Origin of the sequence: Lutispora saccharofermentans (assembly GCF_024363565.1) — a bacterium.
Lineage (GTDB): Bacteria > Bacillota > Clostridia > Lutisporales > Lutisporaceae > Lutispora > Lutispora saccharofermentans.
Genome location: NZ_JAJEKE010000005.1, coordinates 21,767 through 45,969, shown reverse-complemented (window position 1 = coordinate 45,969; position 24,203 = coordinate 21,767). Strand labels below are relative to the sequence as shown.

General features: G+C 39.1%; 23 protein-coding genes. 20 read left to right on the top strand and 3 right to left on the bottom strand.

All coding sequences use genetic code 11. The features are described 5' to 3' along the window. The first annotated feature begins 34 nt into the window (after positions 1–34). The 8 genes from LJD61_RS07555 to LJD61_RS07520 all read left to right on the top strand — a co-directional run bounded on the left by LJD61_RS07555 (position 35) and on the right by LJD61_RS07520 (position 8,784). On the top strand, positions 35–1,621 hold the full coding sequence (locus LJD61_RS07555) for a PucR family transcriptional regulator (protein WP_255226926.1): 1,587 nt from the start codon (positions 35–37) through the stop codon (positions 1,619–1,621). A gap of 259 nt (positions 1,622–1,880) precedes the next feature. Further along, positions 1,881–2,945, top strand: coding sequence for an aminopeptidase (locus tag LJD61_RS07550; RefSeq protein ID WP_255226925.1), 1,065 nt, complete (start codon positions 1,881–1,883; stop codon positions 2,943–2,945). Between the two features lie 13 nt (positions 2,946–2,958). Continuing rightward, complete coding sequence (locus tag LJD61_RS07545) at positions 2,959–3,729, top strand: carbon-nitrogen hydrolase family protein (RefSeq protein ID WP_255226924.1); 771 nt, start codon at positions 2,959–2,961, stop codon at positions 3,727–3,729. A 15-nt stretch (positions 3,730–3,744) separates the two neighbouring features. Further along, positions 3,745–5,073, top strand: coding sequence for a purine-cytosine permease family protein (locus LJD61_RS07540; RefSeq protein ID WP_255226923.1), 1,329 nt, complete (start codon positions 3,745–3,747; stop codon positions 5,071–5,073). A gap of 30 nt (positions 5,074–5,103) precedes the next feature. Beyond that, positions 5,104–6,168, top strand: a complete 1,065-nt coding sequence (locus tag LJD61_RS07535) for an aminopeptidase (protein WP_255226922.1) — start codon at positions 5,104–5,106, stop codon at positions 6,166–6,168. Positions 6,169–6,231: 63 nt separating this feature from the next. Continuing rightward, on the top strand, positions 6,232–7,668 hold the full coding sequence (gene pepD / locus LJD61_RS07530) for a beta-Ala-His dipeptidase (protein ID WP_255226921.1): 1,437 nt from the start codon (positions 6,232–6,234) through the stop codon (positions 7,666–7,668). Between the two features lie 173 nt (positions 7,669–7,841). Beyond that, the gene (gene rpmE, locus LJD61_RS07525) at positions 7,842–8,060 is read left to right on the top strand and encodes a 50S ribosomal protein L31 (protein ID WP_255226920.1); all 219 of its coding nucleotides are present in this window, start codon (positions 7,842–7,844) and stop codon (positions 8,058–8,060) included. A 127-nt stretch (positions 8,061–8,187) separates the two neighbouring features. Further along, positions 8,188–8,784, top strand: a complete 597-nt coding sequence (locus LJD61_RS07520; protein WP_255226919.1) for a thymidine kinase — start codon at positions 8,188–8,190, stop codon at positions 8,782–8,784. Between the two features lie 51 nt (positions 8,785–8,835). Here LJD61_RS07520 and LJD61_RS07515 read toward each other — a convergent pair whose 3' ends face one another. Genes LJD61_RS07515 through LJD61_RS07505 form a run of 3 tightly spaced genes read right to left on the bottom strand, consistent with a single transcriptional unit; the run spans position 8,836 to position 10,916 of the window. Beyond that, positions 8,836–9,213, bottom strand: a complete 378-nt coding sequence (locus tag LJD61_RS07515; RefSeq protein ID WP_255226918.1) for a VOC family protein — start codon at positions 9,211–9,213, stop codon at positions 8,836–8,838. 27 nt (positions 9,214–9,240) lie between these two features. Continuing rightward, a complete protein-coding gene (locus LJD61_RS07510) occupies positions 9,241–10,263 on the bottom strand; it encodes a sugar kinase (protein WP_255226917.1) in 1,023 nt (340 codons plus the stop codon). A gap of 11 nt (positions 10,264–10,274) precedes the next feature. Further along, positions 10,275–10,916, bottom strand: coding sequence for a bifunctional 4-hydroxy-2-oxoglutarate aldolase/2-dehydro-3-deoxy-phosphogluconate aldolase (locus LJD61_RS07505; protein WP_255226916.1), 642 nt, complete (start codon positions 10,914–10,916; stop codon positions 10,275–10,277). A 426-nt stretch (positions 10,917–11,342) separates the two neighbouring features. Here LJD61_RS07505 and LJD61_RS07500 point away from each other — a divergent pair, with 426 nt between their 5' ends. From LJD61_RS07500 to LJD61_RS07445, 12 genes are all read left to right on the top strand, one after another. Beyond that, a complete protein-coding gene (locus LJD61_RS07500; protein ID WP_255226915.1) occupies positions 11,343–12,560 on the top strand; it encodes a pyridoxal-phosphate-dependent aminotransferase family protein in 1,218 nt (405 codons plus the stop codon). Positions 12,561–12,579: 19 nt separating this feature from the next. Further along, positions 12,580–13,359, top strand: coding sequence for an IclR family transcriptional regulator (locus LJD61_RS07495; RefSeq protein ID WP_255226914.1), 780 nt, complete (start codon positions 12,580–12,582; stop codon positions 13,357–13,359). 34 nt (positions 13,360–13,393) lie between these two features. Next, positions 13,394–14,524 (top strand): DUF917 domain-containing protein, encoded by a 1,131-nt coding sequence (locus tag LJD61_RS07490; protein ID WP_255226913.1) that lies wholly within the window; start codon positions 13,394–13,396, stop codon positions 14,522–14,524. Positions 14,525–14,575: 51 nt separating this feature from the next. Beyond that, positions 14,576–15,649, top strand: a complete 1,074-nt coding sequence (locus LJD61_RS07485) for an ABC transporter permease (RefSeq protein WP_255226912.1) — start codon at positions 14,576–14,578, stop codon at positions 15,647–15,649. 14 nt (positions 15,650–15,663) lie between these two features. Continuing rightward, positions 15,664–16,536, top strand: coding sequence for an ABC transporter permease (locus tag LJD61_RS07480; protein WP_255226911.1), 873 nt, complete (start codon positions 15,664–15,666; stop codon positions 16,534–16,536). 72 nt (positions 16,537–16,608) lie between these two features. Further along, a complete protein-coding gene (locus LJD61_RS07475; RefSeq protein ID WP_255226910.1) occupies positions 16,609–17,649 on the top strand; it encodes a BMP family protein in 1,041 nt (346 codons plus the stop codon). Positions 17,650–17,776: 127 nt separating this feature from the next. Beyond that, positions 17,777–19,330 (top strand): ABC transporter ATP-binding protein, encoded by a 1,554-nt coding sequence (locus tag LJD61_RS07470; RefSeq protein WP_255226909.1) that lies wholly within the window; start codon positions 17,777–17,779, stop codon positions 19,328–19,330. A gap of 14 nt (positions 19,331–19,344) precedes the next feature. Next, a complete protein-coding gene (locus LJD61_RS07465; protein ID WP_255226908.1) occupies positions 19,345–20,091 on the top strand; it encodes a flavodoxin family protein in 747 nt (248 codons plus the stop codon). Positions 20,092–20,106: 15 nt separating this feature from the next. Then, positions 20,107–20,589 carry a 4Fe-4S dicluster domain-containing protein gene (locus LJD61_RS07460; RefSeq protein WP_255226907.1) on the top strand — a complete coding sequence of 161 codons (483 nt, stop codon included), beginning with the start codon at positions 20,107–20,109 and terminating at the stop codon, positions 20,587–20,589. After that, positions 20,590–21,768 carry an NAD(P)/FAD-dependent oxidoreductase gene (locus LJD61_RS07455; RefSeq protein ID WP_255226906.1) on the top strand — a complete coding sequence of 393 codons (1,179 nt, stop codon included), beginning with the start codon at positions 20,590–20,592 and terminating at the stop codon, positions 21,766–21,768. 26 nt (positions 21,769–21,794) lie between these two features. Next, on the top strand, positions 21,795–22,280 hold the full coding sequence (locus LJD61_RS07450) for a 4Fe-4S dicluster domain-containing protein (protein WP_255226905.1): 486 nt from the start codon (positions 21,795–21,797) through the stop codon (positions 22,278–22,280). Further along, on the top strand, positions 22,280–24,199 hold the full coding sequence (locus LJD61_RS07445) for an aldehyde ferredoxin oxidoreductase family protein (protein ID WP_255226904.1): 1,920 nt from the start codon (positions 22,280–22,282) through the stop codon (positions 24,197–24,199). Before LJD61_RS07450 ends, LJD61_RS07445 begins: the two co-directional genes overlap by 1 nt. The last annotated feature ends 4 nt before the right edge of the window (positions 24,200–24,203 follow it).

The following is a 24,203-nucleotide window of genomic DNA, read 5'->3' as shown; positions in this document are numbered from 1 at the left end:
TCTATCAAATACAGATTTTGAAAGGGTTTAGGAAATGATAGTCAAGGATCTATTTGATTTAAATGATGATTTCAGGAATTGTAAGCTTATCGTGGGCAAAAACGGTCTTGATAAAGAAATTAAAAAAGTTGAGATTATGGAAGTGCCTGACGGTGCTTTTTGGGCAAAAGAAAACAGCATGATTATTACTATGGGATATTCTTTAAAAAAGAATGATATTACAACCGACAGCCTTGTGCAAATGCTTATTGATAAAAAGGTATCGGCGCTGGGAATCAAGCTGGGCAGATACATAGATGAAATACCTCAAAGAGTTCTGGAATATGCTGATAAAAACAACTTTCCAATAATAAATATTCCGATCAATATGTCATATGATCAAGTAATAAGCCCTATAAATCAAAAGCTGATGGATTCCGTCAGTTACGAAATTTTTGTAATCAAAGAATTAAAAAAAGAACTGAGAAATATTATCAGGCATAATTACAGCCTGGAGTCTATAATAAATTTGCTGACATCCTATACCAATAGGAAAGCCGCCATTCTTTGGGCCGATAGCTGCAATTTTATTGCGGGGAATTATACAGACAGACTGGAAGCGCTAAGTGATGCTATAAAGAAAAACATCAAATCAATTTACGAATGCAACGAAGAAAGGGTAATCACCGTAGACGAAAAGAATTTCAGAGTTTTTAAAATAGAAACGGTAAATAGCTTGCAGGCTTTACTGTGTTTGGAACAGGCGCAGGGTGATTCTTTTTCCAATACCGATTATGAAATAATTTATGAGTTTATTCCCGCAATTACTATTTATCTTCTTTCCAACAACGAAATGATTCTGGGTGATTATAAATCCAATGAAGAGTTATATTTTAATGCTCTATTGGGACAATATCGCAGTAACGAGCTGAAATTAAATGTGGACGCATCGTTTTTTAATATTTCCATTGAAAAAAGTCGCTTTTGTATAGTTTTAAAAATGAAAGATAATATAGACCCGAAAAAACTGCTGCAGGTGACAGGCAATATATTGGATAAAAATGAAAACAACTTTTTTTTAAGGATAAAAGATAATAAACTGATAATAATTGCAGAAATTCAGAAGCCAACAACAAATTCCCGCTATCTTGAAGGTATGATAGCAACCGTTTGCGATAAGCTGCTGGCGTTTTTCCCCTATAACGAGTTTTTTATCGGAATAAGCAATGTCTGCAACAGTCTTATTAACCTTCACTACACCTTTCATGAGGCAAACTTTGCTTTAAAAATGGGAAGAAAATTATATCCCGATAAAAACACTTATTTTTACGAGGATTATATGGTTTACCATTTGTTAAGTGAAATTTCAGGCCACCCCACCATTTCAAAAATATATAAAAACACCATTGAAAGAATTAAAAAATACGATTCAAATTATGAGCAGGAATGTTTAAAAACCCTGTATGCACTGGTGGAAAACGATTTTGGCATAGGACAAACCTCTAAAAGCTTATTTATTCACAGAAATACACTTTATAAGCGGATAAAAAAAATAAATTCCATACTGAATTTTGATATGGACAAATCCGATAATAGGCTGCTTATTCAGCTAGCCCTTAAAATAGATAAAATGCTTTCATAACCATATTTATTAGCCGGTGTGCAAATGTTTTCTCGCTTTTTGAGATGAGAGGCATCTGCACACCGTTTTTTTGTATCCACTGAAAAAAATTTCCCCCTGGCATATAAACTATAAACTAAAGCTCATTTCATAACAAAATGCACACAAATAGCATTGAATTAATTAAACAATCATCCGATGACTTGTTAAAATAAATTTGCTATATTTTATACACAGAATGAAATTCGTTGAACATTTAATATTCGAGGAGGAAATCATAATGAATTATCCCATCGGAATTGAAATGACTGAGAACTATTTATCCTTTGAAACTTCCAAGGCGGCAATGAAACTAGTTCGTGATTTTATGCTGGTTAAGGAAGGGGAAAATGTGATTATTACCGCTGACACATCCTCTGACAGAAGAGTTGTGGAAGCAATTGCAAATGCGGCATTCACGGCGGGTGCCAACCCTGTGGTGCTTTATTACCCCACAACGGGAAGAGCCTTTGAGGAACCATGTCGCCCTATTGCCGAGGCCGTAGCTGCAGCCGATGTATGGATTGAAATGGCTTACTATTGCGTAATGCACACACCTTGCTTCCAAAAAGCCATGGAAAACGGCGCAAGGTATACCTGTCTCACAGGCCTTGATGTAACAATGATTACAAATTGCATAGGAAAAGTAAACTACGACGTTCTTATCGAATTCGGAGAGTATCTCACCAAAAAGATGGAAGCTTCCGATGAAGTGATTGTAAAATGTGCCAATGGCTCTAACCTTGTAGCTTATAACAGAGGCAGAAGGGTTAAGCATTCGGGGCAGCGTGCAACCAAGAAGGGCTATCCCGTTATGATGGGCGGACAGGTAAGCTGGTGCCCCATTGAGGAAAGCATTAACGGCAGACTTGTTTTTGACGCAGCATTATTTCCGCCTGCCGAAATCGGGATTATAAGAGAAAATGTGGTTTTGGATATAAAAAAAGGCAGAATTACAGATATTACGGGCGGAGCAGAAGCTGAAATCTTCAAGAACTGGCTGGAAAGCTTTAATGACCCCAATATGTACAGATTGGCTCACTACTCTATCGGCTTTAATCCCGGAGTTACAAAGGCAACAGGCAGGATTGTTGAAGACGAAAGGATTTTCGGTTGCATAGAAATGGGCTTCGGAAGTCAGGGCGCAAGCTTGATGGGGGCATTTTGGGATGCTGCTTCTCATACAGATGGCGTATGCTCAAAGCCAACCATACTGCTGGACGGAAAGCCCCTTGAAATAGATGGTAAATATGTAGATGAAACATCGATTGAATTCTGCAAAAAGTTAGGCGTTGCAGGATATTAAAAGGAGGAGGCTTATGAAAATAGGTGTCTGCCAGCTAAGCGTTATAGAAGGACAGTACGAAAGAAATATTGAAGAAATCGAGAAGAGCATAAAAAACCATATGGAAGATAAGATTGATGTTCTCTGCTTTCCAGAGCTATGCATAACTGGTTATAATTTTGATATTGTAAAAAAATCTCCCGTGAATGAAAGACAGGTTTTTTCCGATTTAGCAAGAAAATACAAACAAAATATTTTTGCCGGCATAGCTATCAAAGAAGGGGAAAAGTACTTTGATGTTGCTGCAATATGGGATCAAAACGGAAAGTTGCTTTGCGAGTACAAAAAAATCCATCTTTGGGGCGAAGAAAGAGACTTCTTCACACAAGGTGACGAAGTTAAGATCTTTGAACTTGACGGCTGGCGTATAGGTATCATGATCTGCGCTGATTTAGGCTTTGCCGATTTGCCTAAAATTATGGCCCTCAGAGGCTGTGATGCTGTTCTATGTCCTGCCGCATGGTTTTCACCTTTTGAAGAAATGTATAAGCTTATGGTTCGTGCAAGAGCTTGTGAAAATCAGGTTTACTTAGTGGGCATAGACAGAGCTAAAGGTGATGTTGATCTTTGTGGAAACAGCTGTATAAGCAATCCTTTGGGAGAGATTATCGCGCAGTCAAACACCATAGAGCAGGATTATTTTGAGGCAGACTTAAATCTTGATGAAGTAAAACAGGGAAAGGTAACTATTCCTTGGTTAAAAATGAGACTTCCGGAAATTTACGAAAAGGAATACAACAAATAAAAGGAGGCTAACAATATGTCAGAAAACGCTAAGGTACAACCCAAAAAAGAAATTGGCGATGACCCTATGAATCCCGTACCCCTTGACCAACGTCAGCATTGGGGCACTCCGGCTATGATTTTCGGTGGCTTGGAATTTAGTATTACCATTTTAATGGTTGGTTCAACATTGGTCAACTCTTTCGGTTTTAAAAAGACAATTCCTATAGTTCTGTTTACTTTTTTGGTATTAACATGGATAGGAAATTCTATTAGCGGTTTTATTGGCGCTAAAACAGGCTTGGCATCAACAATTATTGCAAGGCAACCTTTTGGTGCACAACAGGCAAAGTTTATTATAGCTATGGTTGTCGGCGTTATTAGCTTGGGCTGGTGGTCCATACAAACCTCTCTTACGGGAAATGCTATCTGTGCCATGTTGGGAATAGATTATACTGCGGATAAAATGATGTGGACAATAATAACAATCATAGTTGGTCTAACTTTTGCGATTCCGTCTATTATCGGTTATTCATCTATGAAATGGACAGATATGATCGCTGTGCCTGCGGGACTTTTAATTGTTGTGGGAATGATTTTCCTTTCACTTAAGAATCACGGATGGTCTACCATATGGAATTACCAACCCCCAAATCCCGGAGCTATGTCCTTTGCAGCTGCGGTTACCTTTATTTTAGGCATGAATGTTTCTCAGTGGGTAATTTCAGCCGACTATACAAGATATGCCCATCCCAGAGTAAAAGATAATGTACTTATTCCTTTCGGAATTATCGGTGTGGGTGTTCCTCTTGTTTTTGTTGGCGCAATGATGGCAATCGGCGAAGGTACATACGATATTGTTGCTATTATGATTGATTTGGGCTTCCCACTCTGGGGATTTTTGGTACTTTGGCTTTCCGCCTGGACAAGCCAGTTGGTCAACAACTATTCTATGGGTCTTTCCTTCTCTAATATTTTAAATATTGAGTCAAATAGGGGCAGAGCTATTGTAACCTTTGTTTCAACTCTCATAGCTTTGGTAGTATCCCTTATGGGCATGATGGATCACTTTATGGGCCTTTTGACAATGGCGGCTCTTATTTATCCAGGAATTGCCGGTGTTATCTTTACGGATTTTTTTATGAGAAAAGGGAACTGGGTTGATAAAGAGGGTTGGAATATGGTTGCAACCTTAGCATTAGTTGTTAATATTGGCGTAGGCTATCTGACCACTTATATTATTCCCATAGGCATTCCTCCTCTTCAATCACTTATCATTACAGGAATCTTTTATTACTTTGGAATGAAAATCAAGGCAAAGAAAGCACCTGATAAGTTTACTGATGGAATGGTTTTTGATTATTAATTTAGCTACATTATCAAGGAGGTAGTTATAATGGAGTATCCAATAGGAATTGAGATGACTAAGGATTATTTATCCTTTGAAGTAAGCAAGGCGGCTTATAAGCTTGTTCACGATGTTATGCTGACAAAGCCCGGTGAAAATGTTGTTATCACAGCAGATTCCAGCTCAGATCGGAGGGTTGCAGAGGCTATTGCAAATGCAGCATTTACTGTGGGAGGAAATCCTGTTCTTATCTATTATCCCACATCCGAGCTGGCTTATTCCGAGCCTATCGCACCCATTGGCGCTGCGGTTTCACACGCAGATATCTGGATTGAAATTGCATATGCGTCGATCATGCACTGCGAATCATTCAGAAAGGCTCTTGATTTTGGATGCCGTTATATAAATCTTACCGGTCTTGACGTAACCATGCTTACAAACTGCATCGGAAAGATTGACTATAACCTGCAGGTTCAGCTGGGCGAAACAATCAAGAGAATTATAGAGGAAGCTGACGAAATTCTGGTAACAGATGATAATGGCACAAATCTTCACGCCTATAACAAGGGCAGAAAGGTAAGGCATTCGGGACAGTTTGCAACTCAGAAGGGCTATCCCATCATGATGGGCGGTCAGATTAGCTGGAGCCCCATTGAGGAAACCATAGAGGGAACTCTTGTATTTGATGCGGCACTTTTCCCTCCTACAGAACTGGGAATGCTGCATGAGAACATAAGATTGACCTTTAAGGAGGGTGTAGTTATAAGTATCGAGGGAGGAAAGGAAGCAGCAATATTCAAAACCTGGCTTGATTCCTTTAACGATCCCAATATGTATAGAATGGCTCACTATTCTCTGGGATTTAACCCTGCTGTTACAAAGCCAACAGGCAGAATTGTCGAGGACGAAAGGATTTTTGGATGTATGGAGTTCGGAATCGGCAGTCAGGGCAAGGCTATTATGGGCAAGTTCTGGACCGCTGCTTCACATACAGATGGAATTGTTTCAAGGCCCTCCATTATTTTGGATGGTGTTCCCTTTGAAGAAAAAGGAAGATATGTCCACCCCGAGGTTGTCGGCATCATAAAAAAAATGGGCGTAACAGGCTATTAAATAGTTAAAAAAGCGAAAAGCCGCCATATATTTTGTGGCGGCTTTCGGATTAAGGAGAGCAATATGGAATTAAAAGAAAAAATTATTTATTACCTTAAGCAAGTTGTAAAAATTCCCAGAGCGTCGGGAGACGAAAAAGCCATAAGTGATTATCTTGTTAAATTTGCTAAAGAGCATGGGTACAAGGTAACTCAAGATGATCTCTATAATGTGATAATTGAAGTTCCATCAACAATTCCGGACTATGCTGGCCCCTCCGTTGTTCTTCAGGGCCACATGGATATGGTCTATGTGAAGGAACCCGACAGCCCACATATATATGAAGAAGGCATTGACTGTACAGTTGACGGTGACCGTATTTATTCCACGCAAAAAACTTCTCTTGGTGCCGATAATGGAGTAGCCTTGGCTTATTTTCTCACAATAATGGATTCAAAGGAAATACCTCACCCTCCCCTTGAAATAATAGTTACCACACAGGAGGAGGTCGGGCTTATCGGCGCTCAATACTTAGATTGCAGCAGCATTAAATCAAAATATTTTATAAATCTTGATTCCGAAAGTGAAGGCGAATTCTTCACTAGTTGTGCAGGCGGAGTGAGAAACTATTTCACTGTTCCCATGGGAGAAAAGCATCCTCAAAAGCTTATTCCCCTAACCATAAAATTGCAGGGCTTAAAGGGCGGACATTCAGGAACTGATATCAATTTGGGCCGTGGAAATGCTATTAAGCTTTTAGGCAGAGTTTTAAAGGAAGCAAACGGCGATGATGTTATGCTTTCCTCCTTTAAGGCAGAGGGTAAGGCAAATTCAATTTCCACTGCGGCAGCGGCAATTGTGGGAGTAAATCCATCAAGGCTTTGCGAATTTAAGACCAAAATAGCAGAAACAGCAAACCTTATCAAGAATGAATTGCAGTATACTGATACGCCAAATTTAATCATCGAAGAAAACAAAGATGAGAACGCTTATAAATATTATGATAATGACTCCAAAAATAAGCTTCTTAACGCTTTGGAGCTATTGCCCTTTGGCGTAGTAAGCAAAAGTTTTTCAATAAAGGGCCTGACTGAAACTTCTGTGAACATAGGATCCGCAGAAGAAAATAACGGTGAAATCAAATTCTTAAGCTCCGTTAGAAGCTGCGTGGCAAGCAGAAAATATGAGCTTCTAGGAAGAATTGATACAATTGCCAGAGTCTTAGGCTGCAAATCCGAAGCATTTAACGACTATCCCCAGTGGAATTATAATCCCAATTCCCCACTAAGGGAGTTGGCTTTAAGGGTCTATGAGGATATGTTCCATAAAAAGGCGGCCACCGCCTCCATTCACGGCGGCTTGGAATGCGGATATTTTGACAGCAAGATAAATGATGTGGACATTATTTCCATAGGCTGTAATCTATATGATGTTCACACTTCCAAGGAACAAGCTTCCATACAGTCACTTTATAATGTTTGGGATATGTTGCTTGAAATATTAAAGAGACTGGCAAGCTAAGCTTGCGAAGCATCATCTTTATTCTCTTTACACGTTGATATATAGTAGTAATAGGTATATCTAATTTTTTTTGCAATTTATATTTGCCTAAAAAAACATATTATGCTATAATGTAAAAGTTGAAATTCGTATATAATATGATTTATATAGTCCATCAGAAAGAGGTGAGTAGTGTGAAAGAGGGTATTCATCCAAACTATAGTGAAGCAGTTGTAAGATGTGCTTGCGGAGAAACTTTTACAACAGGTTCTGTTAAAAAAGAAATAAAGGTTGAAATCTGCTCAAAATGCCATCCATTCTTTACCGGAAAACAGAAATTTGTTGATACCGGTGGTAGAGTTGATAGATTCAAGAGAAAATTTGGACTTAAGGAAGAAGCAACAGAAGAATAAAAATATGAGGTTAGAGTACCAGCTTTAACCTCAATTTTTTTATACAACTAATAGGACCCAAAAGGAATACATTCACCCTGAGCTCTGAGTTCTGAGCTCTGAATTCTATTACATGGGGGTTTTACATATGAGCAAGCTGTATTTCAGATATGGTGCAATGAACAGCGGCAAGTCTACCAATTTGCTTCAGGTGGCTCATAATTATGAAGAGAGAGGCATGAAGGCGATAATCATAAAGCCGATGACGGATACCAAAGGCGGCGAATTGCTGGTATCCAGGCTGGGCGTCACACGCAAAGCAGATTATCTGGTGCGCAAGGACGACAATATATATGATATTGTAGAAAAGTGGATAAAATCCAATGGAGAGCTTCATTGTCTGCTTGTGGACGAGGTACAATTTTTGAAGGCTTATCATATAGACCAGCTTTTTCTGATTGCATGTCAACTGGACATACCTGTGATATGCTATGGACTTAGAACCGATTTCAGAATGGAAGGCTTCGAAGGCAGTACAAGACTTTTGCTGATAGCTCACAGCATTGAAGAGCTCAAAACCATATGCAAATGCGGCAAAAAGGCGATGTTGAACGGAAGAAAGATTAACGGTAAATTTGTTTTCGAAGGAGAGCAAGTAGCAATAGAAAACGTAGGAAATGTGGAGTATGAGGCTTTATGCCCCAAATGCTATTTTAAATACAGAGCGGAGACTTCCCGCAGGTAAAAAGATGAGTGGTATCCAGAAGAGCTGGATACCACTTTATTACTATTATAATCAAAGAGCAGAAGGTCTTTGAACAAAATGTATAAGATTTCCTTCCAAGTCTCTGAAGAAAAAGGTTTTTACTCCTTTTGCATTTGCTTCCAAGGCCTTTTCGATCTTTACTTCGTTTTTTAATCTTTCGTATTCGGCTTCTATATTGTCACTGCCAAAGGCAAGATGCCTTAAACCCTGATGCTTATTGCTGCATATTTCATTGCTAAAATCTGCAGAGTATATTTCCATCAATCCCCCATCAGGAAATTTTAAAATAAAAGTAGGCTTCTCCTTTTTATTGTCATATACTATTTCCAGGTTGAAATGTTTTATATACCAGTCTTTTAAGGGCACTGTATCTTTGGCGCATATGCCTATATGTTCTAAAGAAAGCATAAGCTATTGACCTCCCTATAACACATTTTATCTTTGTACCCTGCCCGAAGCGTCGCCTTTCATCAGGTTCATCACTTCATCAACGGACATCATATTAAAATCACCTTCAATAGTGTGTTTCAAACAAGAAGCAGCTGCTGCAAACTCTAAAGCGGATTGGTTATCCATACCCGAGGAAAGCCCATATATGAGGCCGCCGCAGAAGGAATCTCCACCGCCAACACGGTCAACGATATGAACATCATATTTCTTTGATTTATAATAGTTTTTGCCGTCATATAGCATGCCCGACCACCCGTTATCAGAAGCGGAATAGCTTTCCCTTAAAGTGATGGCAACATATTTTAGACCAAATCTATCATACAGCTCTTTTGCTACTGCCTTATAGCCTTCATCACACAACTTGCCTTCAGTTACATCTGTTTTTCCGGCTTTTATTCCAAATACCTTCTCTGCATCTTCTTCATTAGCAATCACAACATCACAGTGCTTGACGAGCTCGGCCATAACTTTGCCCGCTTTTTCTGTGCTCCATAATTTCTTTCTATAGTTTAAATCAACGCTGATTGTGGCACCTGCTTCTTTTGCAGCCTTTAAAGCATCTAACGTGATCTCGACGCAATTATCGGATAATGCAGGGGTTATTCCTGTAAAGTGGAACCATTCAGCTCCTTCAAATACCTTTTTCCAATCAAAATCTTCTCTTTTGGCCTCTGCTATAGCAGAATTTGCCCTATCATATATGACTTTGGAAGGCCTTTGGGAAGCTCCCTTCTCACAAAAGTATACGCCTATTCTGTCTCCGCCTCTGACTATGTAATCGGTCTTTATACCGAAGCGTCTCATTTCATTTATGGCGGCTTGTCCTATTTCATGAGCGGGAAGCTTTGTTACATAATGGCTATCCAGGCCATAGTTTGCTAAAGATGCAGCCACATTGGCTTCTCCTCCTGCAAAAAAAACATTAAACTTATTTGCTTGAACAAATCTTTCATATCCGATAGGAGAAAGCCTTAACATTATTTCTCCCAATGTTACGAACTTACCCATAAGATTACCCCCTATTTTTTATACTTAGCTACTTCTTCTACAAATTTTTTAGCTGTTTCAGTTACTAATTCATAATTTCCCGATTTAGCACCCTTTGTAAGGTTGCTGCCGGTGGCAATGGCTACTGCTCCGGCCTCAAACCAGTCCTTTACATTATCGATATCTACCCCGCCTGTGGGCATAAAATTGGCATATGGCAAAGGGCCCTTGAAAGCCTTTATTATTGATGGCCCGAAAGCGCTGCCCGGAAAGAGCTTCAATATTTCAGCGCCGTACTCCATGGCCTCCAGAGCCTCCTTGACTGTCATAACACCGGGAAATGAAGGGATTCTATAGCGATTGCAAATTTTTAAAGTTTCGATGTTCAAATTTGGGCTTATAATATACTGAGCACCGGCTAACATACACGCCCTTGCGCTCTCAGGATCCAGTACCGTGCCTGCACCGATCAGGATATCTTCATTTTTATAAGTCTCAGATATCTCGTTAATTATGTCTAAAGCTCCAGGCACCGTCATAGTAATTTCAATGGCTTTAATACCGCCATTCTTTATGGCATCAACGATCTTAATGCCTTGCTCCTTTGACTCGGTTCTGACCACAGCAACAATACCCAAGTCTGCTATTTTTCTTATTGTTTCAATTCTTCTCATAAAACCGACCTCCCATAATTGAACGTAATATATCAACCCATGAAACATAGCGTTACGAATAAGATGTTTCAATGGGGTTGATACAAAACTAATTTTTACGTTTCATTAAGTGAAACGGCGTACCATTATATTAACCTATTCTATTTGAAATCGAAAAATCCTTCAAAATTTTTAAAAAATTTTAAATCTGTTTTTTCTCGTTTATGACATAGGCAATTTCATTAATAAGAAAGTTACCTTCTATCCTGGAGTTGACACGAATAACAAAGTAAGCCTGGATTGTGATTATTCTAACACAAAATTTGTAATATTTAAAAGATTTGTTGTATATAAAAGAAGGATTTAATCGAATAATGACGAATAGAATATATGATTTGGAAACGGCGTTCCATCATACGATACAAATAATACTATGGAGGGAAGCATATGGCGTATATAAACATGAGCTGTGGACAAACATTTCTTTCGTATACTGCTTTAAGGAGAATGGGGCAGCAGGCAAATCAGCCTATTTATTATCCCGCATATTTTGAAACTGAAGAAAAAACGGTAGAGATGTTAAAGAAGATTTATAAGACAGACAATGAAGTGCTCATTATTACTGGTACTGGCACCTATGCAATAGAAATGGGATTAAGGAGCACTTTTGAAGAAGGAGAAGCAGTTCTGGTAATAAATACTGGAATTTTTGGAGCAGTGGCTAAGAGTATACTTGAAATTATCGGTGTTACTCCAGTTGAATTTAAGGTTGAATATGGTAAGGAAGTAGATATTGAAAAGGTAAGGGATATTATTAAAAAGAATAAGAATATTAAGGGCCTTTATGTAGTACATGATGAGACTACAACGGGCGCCATGCAGCCTGTTGAGGAGCTTGGGAAACTTTGCAAAGATTTGGACATCATATTTGCCGTGGATGCAATATCTTCTATAGCAGGAGTAGAACTAGAGACAGACAAGTGGGGTATTGATCTATGCTTCGGCAGTGCACAAAAGTGCATGAATGGACCTCAGGGGATTGCATCTATTGCTATTAGCAATAAGGTATATGAAAAGATAAAGAACAGGAAGACAGAAATAAGCTCTCTTTCTTTAGATCTGGAGACATGGAGAAGGTATCATGAAATCAAGGTAAAGAAATATCATCAGTGGTGGAAAACCGGAGGGGAAGAACCTAAATTTACTGCAAGGGCTCCTCATGAAGTATCTTTGCCGGCAACTTTGGTATGGGGCCTGCAAGGTGCTTTGGAGGATATTTTATCTGAGGGCATGGAAAAAAGAATAAAACGTCATAGCTTTGCAGGAAAAGCAGTAAGAAATGCCATGGATGCACTAGGCCTTGAAAGGGTAACGAAGGATGAAAAGTTAGTTTCAGACGTTGTAACAGTTGTAAGACTGCCTAAAGGTATTTTAGAAAGAGATTTTAGACAGTACATGCTGGAGAAATATTTAGTAGCCTTGGGCAATGGCGAAATAGGGCCTGATAATGTAAGAATAGGCACAATGGGCATATCTGCATCTCCAAAATATATATTGCCAACCATATCTGCACTAGGCAATAGTTTGAAGCATTTTGGTGCAGAGGTTGATACTGGAAAAGCTCTTAAAGAAGCCCATGATGTTCTATGTGCGTTTGAGTTTTAGCCGAAAGGAGGATTATTTTTTGAAAAATGATGATGAAGAAAAAACAACCGTACGCTCATTGGAGAGAGGCGTAACAATCTTAAATTATTTAGCGGAAGATAAAGGGAGGCCTAAGGGCATTACCGAGATTAGCAAGAATATAAATCTTGCAAAGGGTACTGTCCATAGGCTTATAACAACTCTCCAAAAATGTGGCTATGTTGACAAGGATTACGATGAAGACAAATATCATTTAGGTCTTAAGCTTATGGAACTTGGAGGTATAGTAAAAGAGGCTTTGGACATAAGGAAACAGGCGGAGCCAATCCTAAAAAAACTAGGGGAAGCTACTAAGCTTACTGTTCATCTTGCTCTATTAATAGATAGTGAAATTGTATATATCGATAAGGTTGAAAGCCAAACAAGCATTCAAATGGCTTCATATATAGGACAGAGAAGCTATATTCACAGTACCTCTCTAGGGAAAGCTATATGTGCATATTTACCGGAAGAAGAGACAGTAAGACATCTTAATGTTAAAGGTATGCCCAGATTGACGGATCAGACTATTATAACTGTTGAAGATTTTAAAGAACATCTTAAAGAAGTAAGAGCAAAGGGCTATGCCGTTGACGAAAATGAGAATGAAGAATCTATAAGATGTATAGCATCGACGATTTTTGATAATTCAGGTAAACCTATTGGTGCAGTTAGCATTTCTGGAACTGTAATACAGATTACAAGGGATAAAGTAGAAGAGATGTCAATTTACGTAGTAAATGCTGCTAAAGAGATTTCCAAGAGAATGGGATATGTGTAATCGGTTAGAGTTTCATTAGAATTGGAGGATTAGTATGAGAAAATATGTTTTTACAGCTTCTGATATTGAACCTTTGCTTGAGGGTCTGGCAATTGTCGGCACAGGCGGAGGAGGAAGTCCGAAGCTAGGAAAAGCTATATTGGAAAATGAATTTAGTATAAAAAGAGAAATAACACTGATTGACCCGCAGGATGTGCCTGATGATGCCTTTGTTATAAGCGGTGGAATAATGGGTTCAGTTAGTATTCTAGATAGAATGGATACTGGAAAGCTAATCAAAGGATGGGAAAAAAGGTTTGAGCTTATTGAGGCTGCAAAAGCCATGTCTGCTTACAAGGGCAAGGAAATTGACTATGTTGTACCTTTTGAGGTAGGAGGATTGAATACACCTGTAATACTATCTCTTGCTGCAAGAATGGGCATTAGTACTATTGATGGTGATTCAGTTGGAAGATCAGCACCGGAGACCCAAATGGCAAGCTTCTTAGGTCATGGTATATCTCTTGTGCCTATGCCTTTAGTTGATACCATGGGAAACACTATAATAGTTTCTGAGCAGAGCAAACCAACCTTTGCTGATGAAATAGGAAGATGGATGATAACAAAAGGCGGAGGTATGGGTGCCAATAGTCACTATCCCATGAGTGGAGCAGAGCTGAAAAGGTCTGTTATACCAAATACTATAACTGGAGCAATCAAAATAGGCCGATCCCTGATGAAAGCAAGAAAAGAAGGCAGCGATCCAATCAGTGCAGTTATAGGACAACTTGGAGGAATAAAGCTGTTTCAGGGCAGAGTTGAAAAGCTTCAAGGTGAGGACAAGGGTGGCTTTTATATAACAAATGTAGTGTTAAAGGGAAGAGCCGATTTTGCTGGGAAAGAAGCAAAATTAGTCATAAAGAACGAAACTATGGCTCTTTGGATTGACGGAAAACTTAGAACGGTATTCCCGGATTTGGTATGTATGTTAGATGAAAAGGATGGAAGCGGCATACTAAGCACAGACATCGAAGAGGGAAGAGATATGGTATTAGTAGGACAACCATGTCACGACAGACTAAGAGCAGTGCTTAAAAATCCTGAAATTGCAGAAGCTTTTGGAGGCTCAAGGTATGGACATCCTGAGGTTTCATTTATTCCTATGGAAGAGTTGAACAAGGCTTAACAAGGATGATATATGAGTTTATTTGGTAGCAGACTTAAGGGGGTGAGACAGGTGGATAGCAAATCTACCATCAGAAAAAGTAAAGGATCTAGTTTTATTCAATGGATTTTTAAATCAGAATTCAGTATTTCGATTTTATCATTATTGATTTCTCTTGCCGTTTTGGCATTGATGTCCCTTATATATGGTGCTGACCCTTGGGCAGTAATAAGTTCTCTATTTCAGGGTGCATTGAGAGGTAAAAGATCAATAGTCTTTACATTGATGCAAATGGCGCCTCTAATACTTACTGGTTTAGCAGTATATATACCTTATAAAGCAGGCTTTTTCAATATAGGAGGCCAAGGTCAGCTTGAGATAGGAGCCTTAGCTGCAGTATTTGTAACCACTAATATGAAGGGAAGCCCTTTTGTTGTAATAACTGTAGCGTTGTTGGTTTCTATGGCAGTTGGTATAGTAGCGGTTTTGATACCTCTGTTTTTAAAGGTTAAAAGAGGTGCAAATGAAGTTACAACTACTATTATGATGAATTTTACATGTGTAAATCTTGTGTACGCACTAGTTACTAGCGTGATGAAAGATCCCAAGGCATTTTATGGTGCTACAAGGGCTGTTCCTGCCGAATATCAGCTTATGGCATTTCCATCAGCTACAGGGGTACACATAGGTGTATGGCTTGCTGTTTTGATAGCTCTTATAGCAGCATGGCTTATGAAAAATTCCGTTACAGGATTTCAGCTAAAAGCTGTAGGCTATAATCAGCAAGCTGCAAAAACTGCAGGAATTAATGTAGGCAAAATACTTAAAGGCTCAGTTATTGCCGGTGCTGCTTTGGCAGGTCTTGCAGGAGGAATAGAGGTTATGGGTGTTACCTATAGAGTAGCTGAAGGTTGGGCTTTGCCTTGGGGATTTACAGGTGTATCTGTTGCATTTTTAGGTGCTAATCCTTTGGGCATTATTCCTGTGGCATTTATACTTGCAATACTTGAGACAGGAGCAAGGTATATGCAGGCCATGACAGGAGTTCCCTCAGCAATGATATCTATTATGCAGGGTATACCCGTAGTGCTTTTTGTATGTCTTAATTCATGGTTTATGCTTAGAAAATTAAAAGGTAAGAATTGAAAGGTGTGATGATGATGGATGCAAGCTGGGGTATAGATTTTTTACTTGCTACCATAAGGGCAGCCACGCCGCTTATATACTGCGCTTTAGGCGTATTAATTGCAGAGAGAGTAGGGGTTTCGTACCTTGGAGTTGAAGGTATGATGTTAACCGGTGCTTTAACTGCAATACTAGGGACGATTTTTGGTGGCAGTATATGGGCAGGAGTGCTAATAACTCTAATAGTAGGAATAATAATGGGGATAATTATAGCTGCAATTACAGTATATCTGCCCACGGACCAAGTAGTAGTGGGAATAGCTTTCAATCTTGCTGCATTGGGTGTAACAAGCTATGTGTTTAGACTTGCAGGCAACAGAGCTCAAGAGATGATTCCTATGATGAAACCTCTGATATTCCGATTTTCTCCTTTTGAGGTTATGGCTTTTATACTTGCAGTGTTTATGTGGTGGTTTTTATTTAAAACGGCGCCAGGACTCAAAATGCGCTCGGTTGGTGAAAACGCCCATGCAGCAGATGCTGCAGGTATAGATGTTATAAAAGTAAGGTTTATTACACTTATTATAGCCTCAGTGCTTTCCGCTCTTGGTGGTGCGGCTTTAACAGTTGGATGGGTGAGGGTATTTACCGATAATATAACTCTTGGAAGAGGATTTATTGCCTTAGCAGCTGTTTATTTTGGTAAATGGAATCCGATACTATCTTCTATTGCAGCTGTAATATTTGGGGCTGGAGAGGCTCTGGCTTTCAGATCTCAGGCATTGGGAAGTTTCTTGAATTCTTATTACTATTTCATGCTTCCTTATGTACTTACATTGCTTGTTGTTGGATTAACCGGCCAGACAAAAGGCCCGGCTGACGTAGGCAAGCTGTATATAAGGAGGTGAACATTGCTATTTAAATATTTACTGGTTTTGACATATGTATAAAATTTTAAGGAATGAAAAGGGGGATATTAAATGTTAAAAAGAAAAAATTTATTGCTTTTAGTAGTTTTGATTCTTTCGCTTTCTATGGTTTTTGCAGGTTGTGGAGGAAATAATAATGCTGCAAAGGAGCCTGAACAGAAGGAAGAAGATACACCTAAGACTGTTAAGGTAGGCGCTATGTTTTCTATACCGGATCCTGAACATGCAGGAGGATGGGATAGAGCTCATTATAAAGGCTTGATGATGTTAAAGGATGAATATGACTGGGAAGTTTCCGTAGCTGAAAATGTTCCCTATCCAAAAATCAGTGAAACTGCATTGAATTACTTAGATAAAGACTATGACATGATAATATATCCTGATAATGGGATGATAGAATCATGGAAAGAATTATCACCTAAATACCCGGATAGATGGATGATGATGACATCAATGGCGGACGAGCTTCCTGATTCACCTAAGGTTGCAGCCTTTGCACCAAATTTCTATGAATATGGAAATATGGTTGGCATAGCAGCAGCTAAGGCAAGTAAGACAGGTACAATAGGTTTACTTGGAGGTTCACCTATTCCAGTTTTGAAATCTTTGTTCAGCGGCATAATAGAAGGAGCAAAATATGTTAATCCCGATGCAGAAGTCATAGTATTTTGGGCTGGAGATTGGATGGATACTGCAAAACATAGAGAAATGACACTCTTAGAAATACAAAAGGGAGCAGATGTAATATTTACTGTTACAGGACCTGCTGCAAAGGGTGTATATGAAGCTGCAGAATCTAAGGATGCAAAAGTAATAGGATACTGTTGGGATCTTTATGAAGACAATCCTAAGGCTATAATGACAAGCCTTATGCTCGACACTCCTATGATGTATAGAGAAGTTGCTGAGAACTATACAAATGGAACTCTTGAAAAGAAAATATATGACTTAGGTTCAAAGTACTTTAAATTTGCAGATTTTAGGGGTAGCATACCCGCAGAAGTGGAAAAGGATATATTAGAAACTACTGAAAAATTTAGAAATGGCGAAATCGAGATTCCTGTTAACATTCACGAAGAAATTATGAAATAGCAAGAGTTGTAATATTGCCAATTACATGTAGATGACTACAGATCTTAAGAAGAAGGATTATATCTTGATGCCAAGAGATTTGTAGTCTCTCTTGTATCCGGCAAAATACTTAGCTGGAGGTGAGTTTATGACTGATGATGCAATATTGGCACCGGAAATTTTGATGGAAGATATAGCAAAGAATTTTGGAAATGTACATGCACTTCAAAATGTGTCTTTTCATTTAAGCCCAGGAGAAATTAGAGCTTTAGTAGGAGAGAACGGAGCTGGAAAAAGTACACTGATGAATATTCTGTATGGCATGTACAGTCAAGATAGCGGTGTAATAACAATAGGTGAAGAGAAAATACAGGATAGATGGTGTCCTAATGCGGCGATAGCTAAAGGCATAGGTATGATACATCAACATTTTTCTCTAATTTATAGTCATACAGTCTTGGAGAATATAGTTATGCCAACGCTTAAATGGAGTGACTTTAAGCCGGATTGGAAGAAATATGAGGAAAAAATTGAAGGATTGCTGTCTGAATACCATTTTGATGTAAGGTTAAAAGACAGGGTGGAGAATCTTTCCATAGGTGAAAGACAACAGGTGGAAATACTAAAAGCCTTATACCAAGGGGCAAAGGTGCTGATTCTTGATGAACCCACGGGTGTGCTTACACCTCAACAAGCAGAGGCTCTTCTTGGCTTCCTTGTAGATTTAAGAAGCAAGGGGTTTTCTGTAGTATTAGTCACCCATAAACTAAATGAGGCTATGCAGATTAGTGATAAGATTACTGTGCTAAGAGGTGGAAAACATATAAGCACTGTACAAACCGATAGCACAACAATACCTGAGATTGCGAGAATGATGGTAGATAGACAAATGTCTGCTCCTGTGCAAAGATGCCAAGATGTAAAATGTTCCAAGAACGTTTTGGAATTAAAGAATGTGTCCGTAGAAAATGAAAATAAAAAGATTGTCGTAGATAATATAAGTTTTACCATAGGTCAGGGTGAAATAGTAGGTATTGCTGGAGTAGCTGGAAATGGCCAGGTGGAGATGGCTGAAGCTCTGGTGGGCTTGAGAGATCTTAAAGAAGGCAGTATACTGCTTGATGGAGCTGATATCAAAGGCTGGAGTGTCGAGAAAAGGCGTAGTGAAGGGATAGGCTATATACCGGAAGATAGGCATGAAAATGGAATGATAGGAGAAATGTCCATAGCTGAGAATTTGATTCTTGATTGCATGAAGAGAGAGCCTTTTTCTAAAAAGGGAGTAATACAACACAAGAATATAAAAGATAATGCAGAAAAGGCAATAGTAGACTTCAATGTAAAGACGGAAAATGGCTCCACCCCTATAAAAAACTTATCTGGAGGTAACCAGCAAAAGGTAATTCTTGCAAGGACTCTTATGGAGACACCAAAGGTTATAGTTGCCTGCCAGCCTACAAGAGGATTGGATTTTAGTGCTACTGAATATCTTAGAAAAAAGCTGGTAGAAAGTGCTGAAAAAAATGTAGGAGTATTGCTCATATCCAGCGACCTTGATGAACTTTTTGAATTGTCGGATAGAATAATAGTTTTATACCGCGGTAAAATTATGGGAAATGTCAGAAGGGATGAGGTTGACCTTCAAAAACTTGGCCTTATGATGACAGGTTGTGGAGAAGATAAAATTAGTGAAAATAAATAGTCGGAGGTTATATTGTGAAACAGCTTAATGTACTTGGAATTTGTGGAAGCACTAGAAAGGGTAATAGTGAATATTTATTGGATCAAGCTATTCAATCTGCCAATGAAGCGGCTCCTGATGTAGTAAAATGCACAAACTATTCGGTAAGAGGAAAAAAGTTTGGACCTTGCATTGCTTGCGGTAAATGTGGCGAAAATTCAGGAGAATGCATAATTAAAGACGATTTTCAGCAGTTGAGGGACCTTTGGATAGATGCAGATGTAATTATATATTCGGTACCGGTTTATCATATGGGAATGCCGGGACAGTTAAAATGTTTTATTGATAGATTGGGTAATTCTACATTCGGTAGATACAAGGGACTTTATGAGCCAGGCTTTGAAAAGCTGCCGAAATTGTTAAAAGTTGTGGGCAGCATTGCTCAAGGTGTACACATTTGCTCCGGTCAAGAGCATACATTAACAGACCTAATAAACCATGCCCTTCTAATGCAATGTATTCCTGTAGCTGGGGATATGTGGCAGTCATATATCGGAGGAGGCGGCTGGACATCCAATGATGTGGATAGAAATGCACTGAAAAAACAAATAGATGCTAATCAATACGATGCTCAAGTTGCCGTGCAATCAGCTAAAGACGTAGGACGCAGGGCGGTAGAGATTGCACTTATGTTGAGAAATGGAGCAGCAGCAATGGAAAATGAGCTTAAAAAAGATGCTTCTTATAAACCGTTTCTAGATAGGGTAGAAGATCATAGTTGAGTGGAGGTTTAGACAGTGCTTACGGTTAGAGTTGATGAATCAAAGTGTACCGGATGCGGTCTTTGCAAAGCAGTCTGTTCTGTAAGTCATGGATTGCATTCAGATAAAAAGCGAATCTCAGATCTTCCTAAAGCTTTGTTATTTATAGAACCGGAAGCAGAGGGGAGTAGCATCAGTATATGCAGACACTGCGAAAATCCTGTATGTGTAAATGCTTGTGTTGCTCAAGCGTTGAAAGTTGATATAGGTAAGGGAGCAGTAATTGTAAACAAAGATAAATGTGTAGGATGCTGGAGCTGTATTATGGAATGTCCTTTTGGTGCCTTGAGAATCCATGATACTGCCTTTAAGTGTGATGGCTGTGGTGACTGGGACAAGCCGATGTGCGCCAGCTTTTGCCCTACAGGGGCATTAACTGCCCAGAGAAGTCCCATAGGCATGACTTCAAGCAGGAGAAGAGAGAAGACAATTATTTCTGGCTATAAAGGGGTGAAGTAGATGAAAAAATATGTCATCTTAGGTGGTAGTATAGCAGGACTTACTGCAGCAAGAGCTATTCGTTCTATAGATAAAGACGGCGAAATAACTATCATTTCCGCAGAAGAATTTCTTCCGTATTCTAAGGTGTTGCTTACCCACTATATAGCCGGACATGTTAAAGAAGAAAATTTATATATTACCGATGAACAAGAGTTAAGACATTTAAACGTCAATATAGTATTAGATACAATTGCAAATGACATAGATATGGATAACAATGAAGTGATTTTAGATAATGGAGTTAAGTTGAAATTTGATGCTTTACTCCTTGCCACTGGAGGAAATCCTGTAATTCCAAAAGATAGAATACAAATAGGCTGCGCTGCCACAGGACTTCGTACTCTTAGGGAAGCACGAAGAATCAAACAAACAGCCAATAACAAAGGCAATATTATTATAACCGGTGGCGGACTTGTAGGGATTAAGCTTATTTGTGCTTTATATGAGGCAGGCTGTACCGGTGAAATGGTTATAAAATCAAACTATATATTGTCCAAAATAGCAGACGAAGAGGCGGCATTAAGGATAATGAATCATTTGCGTTCAAAGGGATTAAGCATAAGAACCGGTATAGATATTAAAAAAATAGAAGCAAATGAAGATAAAATCACTGTTTTATTAGATAACGGACAGCAAAAGGAATATGCTATGGCTGTTTATTGCAAAGGTGTTAGACCATGCACCGACTTTATTAACTGTGCGGACTCTAAAAAAGAAGTCTTGAAGGTTAATGAATATATGATGACACAAATGCCAGGAGTTTACGCTGCCGGTGATGTGGCAAGTACCTATGAGATAACAACAAACAGTTTCAAAAATGTAGCTATCTGGCCTCATGCAGTGGAGCAGGGCAAAATTGCAGGTCTCAATATGGCAGGGGAAAAGATTAGATATAGAGGTTCTCTTTCGAGAAATGCTTTGGAAATTTTAGGACTTCCATTTATAGCGATAGGTACAACCAATTTTAGCGGTAATAGAGAAGATTTTGATTGCGATGTTAAAGCAACTAAGGATTCCTATAAAAAGTTTATATATAAAAAGGGCAAACTGGTAGGAGTTATACTTTTAGGTGATGTTTTGGAGGCAGGAAAACTTCAGGCAATGATTAGAGAGAATAATAACTATTTATGTGAATAATCAACATGAATAGAGGAGGTAGAAAAATGCATGGAAAGGTAATAACTATTGATCCACAAAAGTGTATAGGTTGCAAGCAATGCGCAATGAACTGTTCTTATAAACATGAAGGAGTGTATTCTAAAAGCATGGCAAGGATAAAGTTTGTAAGCTTTGAAGAAATATGCCTGACAGTTCCTGTGACTTGTGCCTATTGTGAGGATCCGGTTTGCGAAAAAGTTTGCCCTACAGGTGCAATGACTAGAGATCCAAAAACCGGTTTTGCAAAGGTTGTTGAAGAATTATGTATTGGTTGTAAAGAGTGTGCCAATGCGTGCCCAATAGGAGCAATAGATATGCATCCGACGAAAAAGGTTCCATTAAGATGTGACCTTTGTGGCGGCGATCCCCAGTGTGTAGAATACTGTCCGGGAAAGGCTCTTAAATATGAGGATATAAGTGTAGCAATGAAGGACAAAAGAAGGAAAAGGGTTATGGGGATTATAACAGACCAATATGGGGAGGTGCTATAATGCGTAAAATTGCAGGTGATATTTTACATGTTGACCTTACAACCGGCAAAGTTTGGAGGGAACCTATAAGCAAGGAAAGACTACTAATGTATATAGGTTGTAGAGGTATAAATGCAGAATTATTATGGAAGCATGTAAAACCTAATACAGATCCTTTGGGACCTGATAATGTAATAATATTTGGTACCGGACTTTTGACAGGTACCGCATCTCCAAGTTCAGGTAGAACAACAGTTACATGTTTGAGTCCCGCTACAAATTTTTATCTTAAGACTAATGGTGGCGGTTATTGGGGAGGAGAACTCAAATACGCCGGTTATGGACATGTAGTGGTTCATGGAAAAGCTGACAAACCCGTTTATATATGGATTGATGATGATAATGTTGAAATAAGGGATGCTTCTAAGTATTGGGGAATGGATGTAAGGACACTGGACAAAGCCATTAAGGAAGATATTGGAGATGAAGAAGTACAAGTAGCATCAATAGGACCCGCCGGTGAGAATTTGGTGAGATTCGCGTCCGTAATGTTTTCCATATATAATGCAGCAGGCCGTGGAGGCGCTGGAGCGGTAATGGGGTCAAAAAATCTTAAGGCAATAGTTGTTAGGGGTAGTGGTTCAATATCCCCGGCAAATCCAAAACTTTTCCATGAAAGAGTAAAAGCAGCTAAGGAAAGTTTGAAAAGCGACTCAGGTTATGAAGGCATGGGTCTTTACGGTACATCGGGAAGTTTGTATGGCATAAATGAACTTAAAGTTTTTCCATCCTACAACTTCCAAAGAAGTGCTGCTGATGATATAACACCATATACAGGACAGAACTTTACCAATGGTGGATATTTAAAGAGAAAAGTTGGCTGCTACAGCTGTATAATTGGCTGTCATAGATATAGTACTGCAGATAAAGGCTCTTTTGCCGGAGCTTATACCGGTGGTCCAGAGTATGAGACTATGAGTGCCTGCGGTTCAGGATGTGGAATTTCAGATACCAATGCGGTAATCAAAATGAATGAGCTTATAGATATTTATGGCATGGATACTATTTCAGCCGGATCAGTAGTACAGTGGGCAATGGAATGTTACCAAAGAGGAGTAATTGATATTGATGATCTGGATGGGATTGACCTAAGATGGGGCAATGCGGAAGCAGCTGTAGAAATGATAAGGAAGGTTGCCTTTAGAGAAGGATTTGGTGATATACTGGCAGAAGGGGTCAAGAGGGCATCGGAGAAGGTTGGAGGAGACTCATATAAATGGGCAGTCCATGGAAAGGGATTAGAACAGTCAAGAGTGGACACAAGATCTGCTAAAGCCTATGCACTTGCCTTTGCAGTAAATCCTAGAGGTGCAGACCATCTTCATACCGAGACCTTTGCTGAATTTGGAATGGGTCCTGATGCAAGAGAAGTAATAAAGAAGATAACAGGGGATGAAAACCTGGCAAATCCATATTTGACAGAAAAAAGAGCAGAAATTGTGAGATGGCATGAGGATTGTTATGCTGCAACAGATTGTTTGGGTTTTTGTTCTTTCACTTCAACAGCGCTATATGGTATAACTCCTGAGATTATGGCAGGGTTATTCTCAGCTGCTATAGGAGTAGATGTAAGCGAAGAGGAGCTTATGGAAATAGGACGCAGAATAGTAACTTTGGAAAAATGCTTTAATGTAAGGCAAGGGGCTACAAGAAAAGATGACACATTGCCTTGGAGGCTTATGAACGAGCCTACTCCTGACAGGCCGGATGCAGATGATGCCGTGAACAGTCAAGAAGAGCTCGATGGCATGCTTGACAAGTATTATACACTTCATGGATGGGACAAAGAGACAAGCTGGCCTACGGAAGAAGTACTCAGGATGTTAGACCTTGATTATGTGGCAGAGGAACTGAAAGAAATGAATATAGCTATTAAATAGTAAA

Coding starts and splice junctions, on each gene's coding strand:
- LJD61_RS07450 (WP_255226905.1), top strand. CDS start 21,795: ATGCATGGAAAGGTAATAACTATTGATCCACAAAAGTGTATAGGTTGC.
- LJD61_RS07550 (WP_255226925.1), top strand. CDS start 1,881: ATGAATTATCCCATCGGAATTGAAATGACTGAGAACTATTTATCCTTT.
- LJD61_RS07480 (WP_255226911.1), top strand. CDS start 15,664: ATGGATGCAAGCTGGGGTATAGATTTTTTACTTGCTACCATAAGGGCA.
- LJD61_RS07555 (WP_255226926.1), top strand. CDS start 35: ATGATAGTCAAGGATCTATTTGATTTAAATGATGATTTCAGGAATTGT.
- LJD61_RS07490 (WP_255226913.1), top strand. CDS start 13,394: ATGAGAAAATATGTTTTTACAGCTTCTGATATTGAACCTTTGCTTGAG.
- LJD61_RS07505 (WP_255226916.1), bottom strand. CDS start 10,916: ATGAGAAGAATTGAAACAATAAGAAAAATAGCAGACTTGGGTATTGTT.
- LJD61_RS07500 (WP_255226915.1), top strand. CDS start 11,343: ATGGCGTATATAAACATGAGCTGTGGACAAACATTTCTTTCGTATACT.
- LJD61_RS07470 (WP_255226909.1), top strand. CDS start 17,777: ATGACTGATGATGCAATATTGGCACCGGAAATTTTGATGGAAGATATA.
- LJD61_RS07510 (WP_255226917.1), bottom strand. CDS start 10,263: ATGGGTAAGTTCGTAACATTGGGAGAAATAATGTTAAGGCTTTCTCCT.
- LJD61_RS07455 (WP_255226906.1), top strand. CDS start 20,590: ATGAAAAAATATGTCATCTTAGGTGGTAGTATAGCAGGACTTACTGCA.
- LJD61_RS07475 (WP_255226910.1), top strand. CDS start 16,609: ATGTTAAAAAGAAAAAATTTATTGCTTTTAGTAGTTTTGATTCTTTCG.
- LJD61_RS07535 (WP_255226922.1), top strand. CDS start 5,104: ATGGAGTATCCAATAGGAATTGAGATGACTAAGGATTATTTATCCTTT.
- LJD61_RS07515 (WP_255226918.1), bottom strand. CDS start 9,213: ATGCTTTCTTTAGAACATATAGGCATATGCGCCAAAGATACAGTGCCC.
- LJD61_RS07520 (WP_255226919.1), top strand. CDS start 8,188: ATGAGCAAGCTGTATTTCAGATATGGTGCAATGAACAGCGGCAAGTCT.
- LJD61_RS07545 (WP_255226924.1), top strand. CDS start 2,959: ATGAAAATAGGTGTCTGCCAGCTAAGCGTTATAGAAGGACAGTACGAA.
- LJD61_RS07445 (WP_255226904.1), top strand. CDS start 22,280: ATGCGTAAAATTGCAGGTGATATTTTACATGTTGACCTTACAACCGGC.
- pepD (WP_255226921.1), top strand. CDS start 6,232: ATGGAATTAAAAGAAAAAATTATTTATTACCTTAAGCAAGTTGTAAAA.
- LJD61_RS07540 (WP_255226923.1), top strand. CDS start 3,745: ATGTCAGAAAACGCTAAGGTACAACCCAAAAAAGAAATTGGCGATGAC.